Origin of the sequence: Haloarcula rubra, from assembly GCF_019599465.1 — an archaeon.
Lineage (GTDB): Archaea > Halobacteriota > Halobacteria > Halobacteriales > Haloarculaceae > Haloarcula > Haloarcula rubra.
In genome coordinates this window covers 678,711-693,632 of the sequence record NZ_RKLR01000002.1, presented here as the reverse complement: position 1 = coordinate 693,632, position 14,922 = coordinate 678,711, and the positions used below count along the sequence as shown (strand labels likewise).

16 protein-coding genes, 1 tRNA gene and 1 pseudogene are annotated in these 14,922 nt (G+C 60.4%); 6 read left to right on the top strand and 12 right to left on the bottom strand.

The window, feature by feature from the left end:
- Positions 1 to 880: 880 nt before the first annotated feature.
- Positions 881 to 1,126 (bottom strand): helix-turn-helix domain-containing protein, encoded by a 246-nt coding sequence (locus EGH21_RS08295; protein ID WP_220617988.1) that lies wholly within the window; start codon positions 1,124 to 1,126, stop codon positions 881 to 883.
- Between EGH21_RS08295 and EGH21_RS08290 the strand changes: the two genes are divergently transcribed.
- Both EGH21_RS08290 and EGH21_RS08285 read left to right on the top strand, forming a co-directional pair.
- Positions 1,121 to 1,366 (top strand): hypothetical protein, encoded by a 246-nt coding sequence (locus EGH21_RS08290; protein WP_220617987.1) that lies wholly within the window; start codon positions 1,121 to 1,123, stop codon positions 1,364 to 1,366. The two genes, EGH21_RS08295 and EGH21_RS08290, sit on opposite strands and share 6 nt — an antisense overlap.
- Positions 1,367 to 1,651: 285 nt before the next feature.
- Positions 1,652 to 1,876, top strand: coding sequence for a hypothetical protein (locus tag EGH21_RS08285; RefSeq protein ID WP_220617986.1), 225 nt, complete (start codon positions 1,652 to 1,654; stop codon positions 1,874 to 1,876).
- 213 nt (positions 1,877 to 2,089) lie between these two features.
- On the opposite strand, the pseudogene EGH21_RS08280 reads toward EGH21_RS08285, so the two are convergent.
- Positions 2,090 to 2,188: pseudogene (locus EGH21_RS08280) on the bottom strand (IS1595 family transposase); the annotation flags it as partial.
- 210 nt (positions 2,189 to 2,398) lie between these two features.
- A complete protein-coding gene (locus tag EGH21_RS08275) occupies positions 2,399 to 3,667 on the bottom strand; it encodes an FAD-dependent monooxygenase (protein ID WP_220617985.1) in 1,269 nt (422 codons plus the stop codon).
- Positions 3,668 to 4,323: 656 nt separating this feature from the next.
- Between EGH21_RS08275 and EGH21_RS08270 the strand changes: the two genes are divergently transcribed.
- From EGH21_RS08270 to EGH21_RS08255, 4 genes are all read left to right on the top strand, one after another.
- Positions 4,324 to 4,866, top strand: coding sequence for a DUF1102 domain-containing protein (locus EGH21_RS08270; RefSeq protein ID WP_220617984.1), 543 nt, complete (start codon positions 4,324 to 4,326; stop codon positions 4,864 to 4,866).
- Positions 4,867 to 4,886: 20 nt separating this feature from the next.
- Positions 4,887 to 5,879 carry a signal peptidase I gene (locus EGH21_RS08265; protein ID WP_220617983.1) on the top strand — a complete coding sequence of 331 codons (993 nt, stop codon included), beginning with the start codon at positions 4,887 to 4,889 and terminating at the stop codon, positions 5,877 to 5,879.
- Between the two features lie 50 nt (positions 5,880 to 5,929).
- Complete coding sequence (locus tag EGH21_RS08260) at positions 5,930 to 6,361, top strand: hypothetical protein (protein WP_220617982.1); 432 nt, start codon at positions 5,930 to 5,932, stop codon at positions 6,359 to 6,361.
- A gap of 114 nt (positions 6,362 to 6,475) precedes the next feature.
- A complete protein-coding gene (locus tag EGH21_RS08255) occupies positions 6,476 to 7,426 on the top strand; it encodes a DUF5305 family protein (protein ID WP_220617981.1) in 951 nt (316 codons plus the stop codon).
- A 143-nt stretch (positions 7,427 to 7,569) separates the two neighbouring features.
- Here EGH21_RS08255 and EGH21_RS08250 read toward each other — a convergent pair whose 3' ends face one another.
- From EGH21_RS08250 to EGH21_RS08210, 9 genes are all read right to left on the bottom strand, one after another.
- Positions 7,570 to 9,936 carry a PAS domain S-box protein gene (locus EGH21_RS08250; RefSeq protein ID WP_220617980.1) on the bottom strand — a complete coding sequence of 789 codons (2,367 nt, stop codon included), beginning with the start codon at positions 9,934 to 9,936 and terminating at the stop codon, positions 7,570 to 7,572.
- 375 nt (positions 9,937 to 10,311) lie between these two features.
- A complete protein-coding gene (locus tag EGH21_RS08245; RefSeq protein WP_220617979.1) occupies positions 10,312 to 10,596 on the bottom strand; it encodes a type II toxin-antitoxin system RelE family toxin in 285 nt (94 codons plus the stop codon).
- A complete protein-coding gene (locus tag EGH21_RS08240; RefSeq protein WP_220617978.1) occupies positions 10,586 to 10,882 on the bottom strand; it encodes a ribbon-helix-helix domain-containing protein in 297 nt (98 codons plus the stop codon). The genes EGH21_RS08245 and EGH21_RS08240 overlap by 11 nt, the downstream gene beginning before the upstream one ends.
- A gap of 182 nt (positions 10,883 to 11,064) precedes the next feature.
- Positions 11,065 to 11,136 (bottom strand) — tRNA-Ala (locus tag EGH21_RS08235).
- A 142-nt stretch (positions 11,137 to 11,278) separates the two neighbouring features.
- Positions 11,279 to 11,590, bottom strand: coding sequence for a 30S ribosomal protein S10 (gene rpsJ, locus EGH21_RS08230; RefSeq protein WP_135305362.1), 312 nt, complete (start codon positions 11,588 to 11,590; stop codon positions 11,279 to 11,281).
- A 3-nt stretch (positions 11,591 to 11,593) separates the two neighbouring features.
- On the bottom strand, positions 11,594 to 12,859 hold the full coding sequence (gene tuf / locus EGH21_RS08225; protein ID WP_220617977.1) for a translation elongation factor EF-1 subunit alpha: 1,266 nt from the start codon (positions 12,857 to 12,859) through the stop codon (positions 11,594 to 11,596).
- 153 nt (positions 12,860 to 13,012) lie between these two features.
- Positions 13,013 to 13,966, bottom strand: coding sequence for a homoserine dehydrogenase (locus EGH21_RS08220; RefSeq protein ID WP_220617976.1), 954 nt, complete (start codon positions 13,964 to 13,966; stop codon positions 13,013 to 13,015).
- Positions 13,963 to 14,496, bottom strand: coding sequence for an amino acid-binding protein (locus EGH21_RS08215; RefSeq protein WP_220617975.1), 534 nt, complete (start codon positions 14,494 to 14,496; stop codon positions 13,963 to 13,965). The genes EGH21_RS08220 and EGH21_RS08215 overlap by 4 nt, the downstream gene beginning before the upstream one ends.
- An 89-nt stretch (positions 14,497 to 14,585) precedes the next feature.
- On the bottom strand, positions 14,586 to 14,807 hold the full coding sequence (locus EGH21_RS08210) for a hypothetical protein (RefSeq protein WP_220617974.1): 222 nt from the start codon (positions 14,805 to 14,807) through the stop codon (positions 14,586 to 14,588).
- Positions 14,808 to 14,922: the final 115 nt, after the last annotated feature.

Here is a 14,922-nt window from a genome sequence, read left to right as displayed (position 1 = left end):
TAACCCATCGACTCCTACGTCGATGGTGACTACTGTATGGGTCCGTGGGCTCACATCAGATTCCATCTTGACGGCGGACCGCAGGGGTGGAATCCTCATGTTGGGTGGCCCGTCGCCAGGTGGCGACGGACCGTGTCGGCCCGGGGCGACCCGGGGCGACCTTCGCATCATATCCGATGGGAGGGGTATACATAAATGACTCGTCTCGCGGACGCCCTGTGGCGACCCCACATAGCGCATACGTGTGGCGGTTTCACACGCTTCTGGTGCGTAGATGAAGAGCTAGATTCCAATATAAAACGCGACGTGCTTCGACGGGTATCAGCACGAGCGGCCGCTAAGTGCCTGAACAAGCCGTACCAGTGCCACGGCACCGTCCAAGAATCGACGGCAAGGCGAAGAACCGACAGTCACGGAAGCGAGTGGCACCATAGCCGACCGAATGTGCCGTCGGCCCGGAACGCGGTCGAATGCTACTCGACGGGCCGATACGCACGGTGTGACCGCCACCGACAGCGCGCGCGCAGGAGACCCATCGGTGACGTCGTTCCGCTGCACGTGACACCGAGCGACGTCGGAGTCGTATAGTCCACGACCGTTTCGATGGCCCACAGAACCGGCGCGTCCACTCGCCGGGGCTCGACGACGTGGCACGGGCGAGTCGCGGTACCACCGGTGTCAGCTGTCGGATGGGGTGCCGACCGGGTTCGGTGGAACGACGGACGCGCTGTCTCCGTCGGCGCGCTGGAGAGCTGAGACGAACAGCCGACGCGCGAACACGGATGTAGTCATCCGGAGAGACCGTTCGAGTAGGCGATTCCGAGCGGGCGCTTCGCACAACGGACGGGCCAATCGACGGATTCCCGGTCGGTGCACCGAGTCAGGTGACCAGTTGGTCGAACACGCTGGCTTCGATCTTCTGGAGGTGTTCGGTGACGGTTCCGATACTGAGACCGATCCGATCGGCGACGTCCTCGTGGGTCGCCCGGCGCGGCGTGTCGTAGTAGCCCAACTTCTCTGCCACCGCGCGTACTTCGCGCTGGCGGTCGGTCAGTAACCTCAGGAGCAAGCACTTGCAAGCTCTTCCTTTTTCCTCCTGTATCACCACATAACAGGTGGTATGCATAGCGAGTTCAGCGACTTACACCGAGGGAAACCGATTGTCACGTACGATGGCCACACGATCGGAACCGTCCAAGAGGTACGGAGTGACCGGGCAACCGTTGAACGGACCGACGACCACGACAGCCTGACTGATGAAATCAAGGAGATGTTGGGATGGGACGACGAGGATCAAACCCACGAGCTCCGCCGGGAAGACGTAGATAGATACGAGGACGAAAAAATTCACATCCGACGTTCATAGACCTGTTCCATAGGCCGAATGGAGCGCCGGAGCCATGCTCTATTTTGAGGGCACGGTTCAATCTACGGTTTGTAAGGCTCGCGCTCTGTATGCAGCACAGTCTCGGAGAACTACTCGGTGGCTGTCAGTAGCGATGTGACCGATACAGAGGTTGCGTTCAGCACACGGGAACTACAGACCGGGTGCGTAAAACGCCATCAGGAACGCCCATCGTGGAGAATGTACCGCGAGTGTGACTTCCAAGTTATCATACCTTTTTTCATCTATATGGGACAACGGGTAGTTATGGTCCCCCTCCAATTCGGTATTCCCGGCGGTCCAGAACTCCTAATAATCGGTCTGTTTTTCCTGATTATTCCCTTCGTGCTGGCCTACTGGGTGTATAACGATGCAGAGCAGCGTGGGAACGAGAACGCTGCATTCTGGGCGCTTGCCGTTGGCGGACTGACCTTTTTGACCTTCTTCGGCGGACTCCTTGCGCTTGCGGTGTATCTCTGGGACCGCGAGTAGACCAGCAACCCAACTCAGTCCGTTTTGTTGTTAGAGACCCAAATGTCGCTATCACCGGTTTTGCCGGTGCAGAGCGTCCAAGATATGCGCCCTGTATTCAGCACCATCTGAACGAACTCTCAGAGTCCAGTCAGGACCCGCGTGATCGATACAGAGGGTGAATTCAGCACTGCACATTCGGTTCTCGCTCTTGGGAAGCACGTTATTGATTTTTCAGAGGACGGCATCGATAGCATGTTTGAGCGCTTCGTCACCTAGTGTTCTGTAGAGTTCGCGGCGGAGCTGAAACGTTCTGAGATACGGCGTTCGTTTTTTCAGATGTCCGACGCTAAATCACTCGCACATCGATGTTTCACTGAATAAGGTTTCGTGCTCCATTGAAAATGAAGGGTGGCGTTGGGGTTCAGATGTCTTCCTGTGAACTGTGACCGTCCATCGAGAAACAGTGTTTGCCCCAGTTGGTGAGGGTGCCTGGTGACCGTCGTGACGAAACAATTTTGCTGGTCGTTGGGGAGAACGGAGTCAAACAGGGTACTCAGTGAAGTGGGCTCGGGCGACAGAAACCGACCGATCACCGAGTGCGAACGTTTCGATCAGCCTTCGGACCCACCTCGAGCGAGGCACTATCCACCCGGCCATCTTCGTTACCCCTCGAACGAGTCTCGGTGGGACATAGCCACCGTAATCGAGCCAGAACGCGAGATTGGACGCGGCGCGACGCTGGAGCGAAATAACCTGTTCGACGTGCGTGCGCCGGCGTGTCTCCAATTCGCAGAGGATCTCGGTGTCGAGAATGTCGTCCGTATCGGTGAGTGCGTCGACGAGAAGATCGTGGGCAACGACTGCGTCCTCGACGGCGAGCGGGTTGCCCTGTGCGCCGATGGGGCTTGCAGTGTGTGCGGCGTCACCGATGAGCAGAAGCCCATCCCTGCACCAGGTGTCCGCGATGCCCGGCGCAACATCGAGAAGGGTAGTGTCACGGAATCCATCCAGATGCGCGCCCATCGCTGAGCCGACGTGCGGATCAATCTCGGCGACTTGCTGGCTGAATGCGTCGAACCCACCTTCCCTGATCGAACTCCATTCACCGCTCCGTACGAGGTATCCAATCTGGAGGTCACCGCCCCCAAGACCGAAGTACAGCAGAACACCGTTGCGGTCGATTCGACCCTGTGCCCCGGCGTCGACAACCCCGGAAGGCAGCTTGAACCACACGAGATCGATCGGCGATTGGTACAGTCCGGGATCGATGCCGACGCTGCCACGAACCGTCGAGTATCGACCATCGGCTCCAACGACGCATTGCGTTTCGAACGCAACGTCCTCGTCGGCGTTCCGGTCGCGGGCTTCCACGCCTCGAGTCCTCTCCGACGTGTTCGTGGGGATATCCCTGACGGTAGTCGCAGGGTAAAACGTGAAATTGTCGTAGGTACTGGCGTTGTCAACGAGGCATTCCAGCAGTGCTGGCTGCTCCATCATGAGCGCGTACGGATAGTCGGTATCGAGCAGGTCGAAGTCGAGAACAGAGATCTCCTCGCCGTACAGCGAGAACGCACCGTCGGTGACGGTCTCGTGACTTAGGGCAAGAACATCCTCGAGGAGGTCCATCTCGTCGAACAGGCGGATCACACCGGGATTCCAGCCGAATCCCCGGTACTCGCGTTCGAACGTGGCGGCACGCTCGACGAGTACGACGTCAACTCCGCTCCGGGCCAGGAGGTAGGCAAGGACAGCGCCGCCGGGGCCACAGCCGACGACGACAACGTCTGCGGTTTCGGTTCGCTCAGGCATGTTTGTCTCACATCCTGTCTTGGTCCAATTCTCAGGTCCAGATTCTTTCAAGTCTCCTCTGACTAATACGTCTTCTGTCGGCTCAAGCTCCGTTGTGGGGCCAGTCCCTGACTAGTTGGCCTACAGTTGGGAAGCGAACGGTGTGATAACCTGATGACGACCGGGTACTCCTGTGTGAGATTCGCGCTATGCATCTCGCATAGTCGCGATTGACCTGCTCAAGTCCTGTCAGTAACGGCGTGACCGATACAGAGGGTGGGTTCAGCAGCTTATGACTTAGAGTATATTCTACTCAGTATGCCAAGAAACGATACGATTGAGCGGTCTCGTCAGTTGTGCAGATCGTTTCGGGTCTCGGAACTCCCTTAGAGTCGGCATTCTATACACGGTGTGGGGGCTCGCTGCCGATCGCTTCATCTCCTATGGTGGCATTTGCGCCGATTCCCGCCAGACGACTAGAAATGATTAGGACTGACCGCCGACGGCGGGCGATAGGTGCGCGCCAGCGCGCCAAGTCTCGGAGCGTGACTCGTGCTCATCCGAGCTGTCTTGACCATCCCTCGTTGAGTGGGGGCTAAGTAGTTAGTACGTGGAGATTGCTCGGTATTACTAATTATTGCTCTTGCTTTTGCAGATAGGGTGGCACGGTTTTATTGATGCGTCGAAGAACACTCATCGCAACAGTCGGTGCAGTCGTCGGGACTGGTATCGGAACCGCTGCGTACACGAGCGCGAGCGTCACCCGTAGCGCCACAATCAACGTCAGTGCAGACGACACTGCACTCGTCCAGCTCACGCCGAGTGCGGATTTCAGTCAGATCACCAAGGACGGCGGCGGACAGCTTTCGATCAGTTTCTCGTCGCTGAACGGCGGCTCCGAGTTCGTCTTCGGCGACGCCACCAGTCCGAACACCACGTACGCGTTCAGCCTCACGCCGTCCGAGGGCAACGACGTCACGTTCTCCTACACACTCACGAACTCCGACCTCGACGGCGGCAACCCGAACGTCCAGTTCGACGTGTACTCGTGGGACGACACGAACACGCAGGCGGTCGACGAGGCGACTGCGAGCGAGGAGAGCAGCGGGACCTTCACGGCCACCGCCGGCACGACCTACTACGTCGTGTTGACCATCGACACGACGAACGTCGACACGTCGACGACGGACCTCTCGGGGACGCTCACCATCACGGCCTGATCCGTCCACCTTCACTCTCTATGGGTCGGTGGCTCTACCTCGTCGCGGTCGTCTGTCTGGCGGTCTTCGTACTGCCGAGTTCGCCGATCCAGCTGTCGTACGTCTACAGCGACAGCATGGAGCCGACGATCGGAGAGGGCGACGGATATCTCCTGGTCCCTGCAGGGACCGTCGAGTCCGGCGATGTTCTCACGTTCTACTCCGAAGAACGGGGCGAGTACGCGACCCATCGCGTCGTCGCGGTCACCGAGGACGGGTTCGTGACGCAGGGAGACAACAATCCAACGACGGACCAGCGGGCGGGATACCCGCCCGTCACGCGCGACGAGGTGCTCGGAAAGGTGGCGACGGTCGGCACCACTCCGGTCGTCTTCCCGCGGTTGGGTATCGCTATCGAGTTCGTCCAGGAGCACTGGAGGCTCGGTCTCGGCGGACTGGTCGCGCTGTTCAGCCTGGTCACAATCTCACGGGAGACGACACGAGGCCGAGACGTCGTTCGGCTACGGACGCTGCTGTTGCCGCTCGTTCTGATGGCGGTCGTTGGGACCTCGGCGGCATTCGTCCTGGGTGCACCCGCGGCAGTGGCCACCTTCACCGTAACCGACACCCCCTCGGCGAGCGAGCTTTCGATCCCGGTTGGGGAATCCGCGACACGCACGCTCGATGTCGACATCGGAGAACAGCCGGCGTACACCCACCAGTTCATCGAAACGAACGGGATGGCCATCGAATCAACCGACGCCACCGCCGAGTCGGGCGCGCTTCGGGTTCAGATACCTGCACAGTCGGAGCCCGGGCCATACCGGGGTGAGGTCCGCTTGTATCGGTATCCAGCGATCGTACCGTACGGGGTCGTCGCCCCGCTCCAGGCCGTTCACCCCGCCGTTGCCGCACTCACAACGATGTCCACCCTGTTCGGTGCAATCTACGTTCTCACGTGGGTTTTCGTCGACGGGAAGACCGTTCTCCAGGTCCAGTCTCGACGACGACCGCTCGGGAGGCGACTGAGATGAGACGGCGGACCCACCCGCGTCACCGGAACTGGTGGCGAGTGGTAATCGTCGTGAGCACCGCCGTCCTCGTGGGCGCAACCGTCCTCCCTGCGGCATCATTCACGACTGCGGAGGTGGGTCGTGGGGCGACGATCTCGGTGGTCGACGATTCGAACGCCATTCACAACCTCGCTGTCGCATCATCAGCCACCATCGGGCAGACGAGTCGGCTGGTGACGGTCACGAACGACCTTGGGACTGATGTCTCGGTCGAGATCGCGCTCCGCGCCGACTCCACCGACAAGGGAGACCTCGTCGTCGATGGCACGAGCGTTGGCGACTCGTACACGTTCTCCCTTGCGACGGGTACGTCTCGGGAAATCGATATCGACGTGGTGTCGGACTCGACGCTCGATGGCGAGCAGATCTACTTCGGCGTGAACGCGACAGGGACCGGATTGACAGTGACAGCACCGGACAGAAACGTATCACTGACCACATAGATGATTCCCGGAATTCACAAACTACGGTATTTGCTCGCCACGCGGGGCAGAGTGATCACAGGGGTCTGTCTCGTACTTGTGCTCGTCGGCCTTGTCGGGGGTGGAGTTACCGCTGTGACACCACCGACCACTGAGGCTCCGTACAGCAGCGAGATGGAGTCAATATCGATGGGCCTTCACTCGCAAGCAACGGTCGAGAATGCGGCTTCGTTCTATACCAGGGGGGAAACGATCACGGACATGCCTGTGTACCTGCGTTCGTACACACCCACCGTTACGGCCAGACTGGTAACGACCCCACCCGCTACCGACCGTGTACAGATTGACCAACGCCTGACGCTCGTCTACGAAGCTCGCACCGCTGGAAACGAGGTGTTCATAACACAACGACAGCGACTCAACCGGACGAATACCGCAACGTCGGGCGAAAGTGTGGTGACTGCCGCGAGGATAAACGTCACCGAGGTAGCCCGGAACGTCGCCCGACTTGAATCGGAGATCGGTGATGCTGGACAGGTTCACGTGTATCTCGACGCTGAATCACGATACAACACTCCGACTGAGTCCAGCTCATTGCACTACCGCGGACCGATTCACATCAGCAAAGGCTCGTACAAAATCGGTCACGGATCTGTACAGGATGAGCTACGCCCGACGGACAGTCCCGTCCGGGTGGATCCTGCAAAAACAAGCTCCCTTCCGTTTCCTGTTCTGGGTGCGGTTACCCTCCCCCACACGACACTCGTATTCGCATTGCTTAGCCTCGGAGGACTGGTCGGAGCAGGCCTGGCCGTCGTCTACGGCAATCGGTTCGATGCCGACCGTGAACGGGCCACCCTCCACAAAGCCCGCTACGCGGAATGGATCTCGGAGGGCTCACTCCCAGCACACCACCCAATCAACACAGCACAACTCGATACGTTAGAAGACCTCGTCGACTTCGCGATCGATACGGAAAAGCGAATCCTGTACGATCCTGCACAGGGAAAATACGCCGTGTTCGATCCACCCATCGCCTATGTCTATGTAGAGGAGCCGGATTTGGGAATTCCCGACCGACCCTAGTCCACATAATCATTGTAGACGCCAGCAGGACTGTCGTTTCTCAGGTTCTTCGGGTCGAGTGAGTATGAATTGCCGCCCCACGATTCGAGCCCACCGTCCGTACGCAATCACTTGGGTTGAGGACCATAGCCGCTGCGTTCCCGTCATCTGTCGTCTACGGACTCGTCACTCGTATCCGATTGGCTCCCGAGGATTTCCTCGAGGATGCACCGATGGGCATTCCGAAGGTGATTGCCAAACGTCGGCGCTGAGATGCCCATCATATCGGCGATCTCGGCCCCGCTCTTGCGGCGTGGGGTTTCGTAATAGCCCTCGTTGTACGCGGTCGTGAGTGCCTCGTACTGTCGATTCGTGAGCGCATTGGTGATCGCATCCCACGAAGATGGTCCCAGCCGATTCACGGCCGCTTCCTTGGCGAGTAGGTCTACGCCGTTGAAACTCAACTTGAGCTGGTCGACGAACGTCCGGCTATCGGTCTCAGGCGGAGTAGCGGCCGTGATTTCACAGTACTCCGGGTACGCAGTCAACCCGATTAGCGTACTGCCATGGTCTGCAAGCCATTCGACCAGACCAACATCCGTCACCTGCAACTCGACGGAGATATCTTCATCGCCGTCATCGAACCGGGTCCACGTATCGATCGAGATGAACTGATTGCAGACTCGGGGGAGTCTCTCGGGATCCGCGACCGAGACCTGCAGACTGTAGGTGCCATCGGGTTGCGGCGTCGACCTGGCCAGCGTCACCTTCGAGTTGAGTTCAGTGGCGAATCGGACAAAGAATTCGGTCGAATCTGTTATCCGAATTCGGAGTTCTGTTCCCGGAGATGGGTGGAGTGCCTGTTTTCGCTGGGTCGAATTAATCGCGGCCCCGATCGACTCTCCCAACTCTCGAAGGACATCCTTCTTCAGGGCTTCCCGGCCACTGCTCGTACCGGAGTAGAGGGTGAGAATCCCATACGTGGCTGATTGGTAGGATATCGGAATCGCAGTTACAGTACTAAAGCCATATGCCTCTGCGGCGTCCTGCCAGCGGTCGAACACGGGGTCGGACACAGAGGATGACTGCACCTCGCCCGTGCGAAGCGCTCGCTCCATCGGCTCTCTGGTAGTGTACTCGTCACTTCCAGACACGAGGGTGTCCAAGAAACCTTTCTCCTCTCCGGCCACAGTCCGGGGAACGAATCGCTCACCCTCCCGGTCGAAGTTGCCGATCCAGGCGAGTTCGTACGGCCCGGCCTCCGCAAGTTGCTCACAGACGACCCGCTCGATCTCGCGCCGATTCTTCGCCCTGATCAATTCCGCATTGATATCCCGCACCAGCCGATTCGTCTGGGTGAGCACCGACAGTTGCTCGCGTTGGTTCTTCAACTCCTGGGTACGCTGTCTCCGGTCGGAGATGTCCCGGCCGATTCCGGCCACTCCGATGAGATTTCCTTCGGTATCCGTGATCTGCTGGAAAGAGACTTCGAGTGGGATCCCTCTCCCGGATCTGGAAACGAGCGTCGCCTCAGTCATCGCGGTCCCTTCTTCGAGGGCCGTCACGGCTGCCTCGGAGATTCGGGACTCGTCTTCGCCGCTCACGAGTTCAGGGAGGGGTTTCTCATCCAGCTCGGAGGTGGAGTATCCACTGACTTCTGAGAGGGCCGCATTCCAGCGCCTGAGCTCCCCATCGAAATCCGTGACGAAGAATATGTCGTCAAGGGCGTCCAGTGCATCTTGAACGAACTGCCGTTCGGCTCGAAGGTCGTGCTCGGTTTCGCGGAGGGGCGTGACATCGATGACTACTGCCTGACCGACAGGTTCGCCGCGGAATTCTCCAGGTGCAGTTGAAACTTGGATGTATCGCTCGTCTCCGTCTTCACTGACAATCCGCATCTGCGTCGGTCCGACCGCCTCCTCTGCGGCGATCACTTGAGCTAACTCTCCCTCGGCGATATCGGTATACTCGGTGTCGATGAAGTCGAAGATCGATCTCCCGCTCAGTTCGGACGGACTGTCTACCCCGAGCAGGTCGGCGGTCGCCTGATTCGAGTAGAGGATTGTTCCCTCCTTGTCGAAGATGTTGATCGGTGCGGGAGAAGATTGCACCAGTTCTCGATACCGCCGTTCACTCTCCAGTTCCTCCGGGTCCCCACTATCTCCGGTAACAACCTCCTCCAGGGATGCGATTATTTCCCCCGATTCTCCCGGTGACGCGATCACTTCATCGGCCCCAGCCGCTCTGGCCGCTCTGGCACGTTCCTGGTCTGCCTCCGCGACGACGATCGGCAGCCTCTCGTCCAGCAAGCGGACCGCACGGACGAGATCTGGGCTATCCATTTCGGAGAGCGGGCCTCCGGCGAGCAGGACGTCTGGGTCACTGTTGCGAACCCGATCAAGGACCTGCTCTACACTGTGGACCCGCTCTATCTCCAAGCCAGGGTGCTGTGTTTGTGCCGGAGGCTTGGTGTCGGACTCCGCTGTGGTGCCAATCTCGACGACTGTTGTAACTACATCTGAAGCATCCACGACGAGACCACTCCTTTAGCCCAACGAACGGGTTGCTCCGTGGTAACATTCATTCCAGCATATTTTATATATCTGCTGATTGATATGAATAGCTACCATTATACATAGGACCGATACGCGCTCTGTATTCAGCACAGCCGTCGAAATGTATCAGGGCTCGAGACGATTAAATGCGGCAAATCACACGACGACGAGGGGTGCATCACGAACCGTGACGGAATCGAGTTAAGCTAGTTCGGCAAAACAACCGCATCAAGCCATTTATCGGCTAACGAGAGGAATAGACCGTGAGTGGACTCGCCGGGATACGATGACGTTGCGTGAAAGAATCGGTTAAATCAGCCCGCAGTCAGGTGATTACGAATATGGGGATATCTAATCGTCGTCGGCAGTGTAGGCACCGCTCCGATGTTCGATGCGATGGACTTCCAGTACTGGTCCGCTTCGATCGAGTGTACAGGCAAGTCGGTACTGCCCAACCCGGAGTTTCGAGAACGGGCCACCAGTCAGCGGTTCGAGAAAGTCGTCAGGTTCGCGCCATTCTGACTCGACGATTTCATCCAATTTCGAGATAATTCGGTCCTGTACGTGCGGGTCGAGGGAATCGAACTGGTCGGCCGCCCTCGTCGTGAACTTCCACGTCCACTCGTCACTCGTCATCTTCGTCTCGACCCATCAGCTCGACGACTTCCTCACGCGACACTAACTCTGCGTCGCCAGACCGCAGTTCGTGTTCACTGGCAGCAATCTGTTTCCATCCCTCGCGAGAGAACTCGGGGTGTTTCACCGCGTCGCGTGCTGCGTATCGGAGGAACTCACTCCGCGAATTGAATCCCTCCTCTTTCCACGTTGTGTCGATGTCTTCGAGGAACGCCTTGCTCAGCCGGAGGTTGATCTGGACCATCTCTGGTCCATCATCGCCGGTCGTGGTGTCTGCATCAGACATATACACATGCTTTACGTTCACATATACAAAACCTTGCCGCTGGACTGAACAAGAGAGTGGCCTCTGGGGAGGGGGTACTCATTAAATGACATCCGTCATGGAGCGTGATGAATTCACGAGGAGTTACTCACGCCCCTCGAAAATCAGCTGTAGAACACTCCTAACTGGGATATAAGTAGGAATGGACTCGCCGGGATTTGAACCCGGGGCCTCTTCCTTGCGAAGGAAGCGATCTGCCACTGATCTACGAGCCCTCGTCGTCTGCCACTCGAACGCGGGGTGGTATAAACCCTGCGCGTGAGGGCGACCTTCGATAGCGATTCACACGGTATGTGGGGTGTGTCCCGGCGTGCGATTCGGGGCGGGTGCCGTCTCGAAGCGGGAGACCGGAGTGGTCTAGTCTTCGAGGACGATCTCGATGGAGACGTCGTTGGGCACCTGGATGCGCATCAGCTGGCGCAGCGCCCGTTCGTCGGCGTCGATGTCGATGAGCCGCTTGTGGACCCGCATCTCCCAGTGTTCCCACGTCGCGGTCCCCTCACCGTCGGGGGACTTCCGGGTGGGAACCTCCAGCGTCTTCGTCGGGAGCGGGACGGGACCGGACAGTTCGACACCGGTCTTCTCCGCTATCTCCCGCACGTCGGCGCAGATGTCGTCGAGGTCCTCGGGGCTCGTACCCGCGAGCCGAACGCGTGCCTGCTGGGACATGTGTTATCGCTCGTTGACGCTGAGGACCTTCCCAGCGGCGATGGTCTGGCCCATGTCGCGGATAGCGAACGAACCGAGCTCCGGAATCTCGGAGGACGGCTCGATGCTGAGCGGCTTCTGGGGTCGGACCGTGACGACTGCGGCGTCGCCGTTCTGGATGAAGTCCGGGTTCTCCTCGGCGACCTCGCCGGAGGACGGGTCGATCTTCTTGTCGATGGACTCGACGGTACAGGCGACCTGTGCGGTGTGAGCGTGGAAGACCGGCGTGTACCCCTCGGTGATGACCGACGGGTGCTGCATCACGACGATCTGGGCCTGGAAGGTCTCGGCGACCGAGGGCGGGTCGTCGGCGGGACCACAGACGTCACCACGGCGGATGTCGTCCTTGCCGACGCCACGGACGTTGAACCCGACGTTGTCACCGGGCTCGGCCTTCGGGACTTCCTCGTGGTGCATCTCGACGGTCTTGACCTCGCCGGAGACGTCAGACGGCTGGAAGCTGACGTTGTCGCCGGTGTTGAGGATACCCGTCTCGACACGGCCGACCGGGACCGTACCGATGCCGGAGATGGTGTAGACGTCCTGGATCGGCAGGCGGAGCGGCGCGTCCGTCGGCGGCTCCGGAGCCGGCAGGTTGTTGAGGGCGGTCAGCAGGATGTCGCCGTCGTACCAGTCCGTGTTGTCGGACTCCTCGGCGATGTTGTCGCCTTCGAAGGCCGAGATGGGGATGAACGAGGCGTTCTCCGTGTCGAAGCGGACCTGGTTGAGGAGGTCTTTGACCTCTTCGACGGTCTGCTTGTAGTCGGACTCGTTGTAGTCGACGAGGTCCATCTTGTTGACGGCGACGATGAGTTCGCCGATGCCCAGCGTACGGGCCAGGAAGACGTGCTCCTGAGTCTGCGGCTGGACACCGTCGTCGGCGGCGACGACGAGGACGGCGTTGTCGGCCTGGCTCGCGCCCGTGATCATGTTCTTCACGAAGTCGCGGTGGCCGGGACAGTCGACGATGGTGAAGTCGTAGGTGTCCGTGCTGAACTCCTGGTGGGCGATGTCAATGGTGACACCACGCTCTCGCTCTTCGGCGAGGTTGTCCATGACGTAGGCGAACTCGAAGCCGCCCTTGCCCTTCTCCTCGGCCTCTTCCTTGTGCTGTTCGATGACGTGCTCCGGTACCGACCCTGTCTCGTACAGGAGTCGGCCGACGAGCGTGCTCTTACCGTGGTCGACGTGGCCGATGATGGCCAGGTTCTGGTGTTGTTCGTCGCTCATTGTTGTTTCTCACGCGCAGGGGCGCTATATCGGAGTCTTTGGCCGGTGGTTCATAAAACGATTTCGAAAGCAATCGCGGGCGAGAACCGCGCTGTCTGGCGATTTGGGACGCGGTGTCACGCGACGGGGGCGGCACACACCGGCAGAAAGCGCCTACAGTTCGGGGAGACGGCCCACGTCGGCGAGCACGGCGCTGGCCGTCTCGGGGCCGCCGGCACCGCGGCCAGAGATGTTGAGGCGCCCGGCGTGTTCGGTCTCTAACTGGACGATGTTGCGAGTGCCCGTCGGGGCCAGCGGCGCGTTCTCGGGGACGAGTCGGGGGCCGACCCGGACCTCGCCGTCGGCCACCTCGGCGATGAGGCGCACCGTCCGGCCGTCCTCGGCGGCCAGTTCGAGCGCGCTGCCCTCGATGTCCTCGATGCCCTCGACGTCGGCGTCGTCGAGCGTGTACTCCTCGCCGTCGTCGGCGAGGACGTTGGCGACGATGACGCCCTTGAGGGCGGCGTCGGTGCCGTCCACGTCGAAGGTCGGGTCGGCCTCGGCGACGCCGAGGTCCTGAGCCTCCGCGAGGACGTGTTCGTACCCCAGCCCCTCCGCGCTCATCCGCGAGAGGATGAAGTTCGCGGTACCGTTGAGCACCCCGCGGACCGCGTCGATGTGCTCGGGGTCGAAGTCGGCGATGGTCGAGAGCACCGGCATCGCACCGCCGACGGTGGCCTCGAACAGCACCGACCCCTCGCTCGCCCGTTCGAGTTGGCGCACGTCGGCGTAGCGTTCGGCGACGGGGCCCTTGTTGGCGAGGACGACGTGCCGGTCCCGTTCCAGCGCGGCCTCGACGTGGCCGAACCCGGGCTGGGCGTCACCCAGCGTCGTGGGCGTCGCCTCGACGAGGACGTCGTAGTCACCGGCGACCGCCTCTCCGGGGTCGGCGTCGCCGACGATGCCGTCGGTCGCTTTTCGGTCGATTGCGCCCGCCACGTCGACGCCGTCGGGGTCGACGGCGGCGCTCTGTGAGTCCGCGTAGGCGGTGACCGTGTGGCCGTAGTCGGCCGCCAGTTCGGCGACGGAAGAGCCGACGGCACCGGCGCCGAGGACGGCGAGTCTCATAGGTCACCTCCGGCCGCGAGGGGTTCGATGACGCGAAGCTCTTTCTCCGCCGCGAGGTCACGCACCGTCTCCATCACGCCGTCGGCGGCGCCCTGTTCGGTCGCCAACCGGATGCGTGCGCTGGAGGCGTCCTCGGTCCCCTCGGGGGCAGACAGTGAGAGGTCGGTCACCGTGGCGTTCGTCGACTCCTGGATACGCGAGAGCGTATCGGAGAGGTCCGAGTCGATGAGGTGACCCGAGATGACGACCGTCAGCGTCTCGCTGTACCGCTCGGCGCCGGCCTGGATGACGTTGATACCGGCGTCGCGGACGGCGTCGACGATAGCCTCGAATCGCTCGGGGGTCGCCTCCAGGTCGACCTCCACGGGGATGTGCCCGCGGGGCGTGACGTTGCCCCGCTCGTGGAAGATAGAGAGGAGGTTCCCGCCGTTGCTGGCGATGGGTTCGAGCGCGCGCAACAGCTCGCCCGGTTCGTCGACCAGTTCGAGCCGCAGTGTGTAGGACCGAACCTCGTCGGTCGAGTCGCTCATCGCCCGCTCACCTCCTGTGAAGTAGTACCGCTCATTGTGGGAGACTCAGCAGGGGCACGTATAAGAAACCGTCCGTTTAGTCGGCACCGTCAGGGGAGGTACCGGTCGTAGATGTCGTCTATCAGTTCGTTGAACTGCTCGCCGCGGGGCGAACCCCACGGGTTCCGCGAGAAGTAGTAGATGGCCGCGAACAGCGTCGATATCCAGAGTGCGACGGCCGGCGGGACGACCAGTTGCCAGAGGAACGTCGACGTGCCGGCGACGAGTGCGGCGACGAGGAGGTCGACGACCTGATGGAGTCGGTTCGCCATGTCCGCCAGTTGACCGTGCAACCGCCTAAGCATGGTGGCTCAGGTCCGACGTCGGATTCACCTCGCGAGAGATGTTTTAACATGTTGTTATGACATCATGTATCGTAGCTTTCAC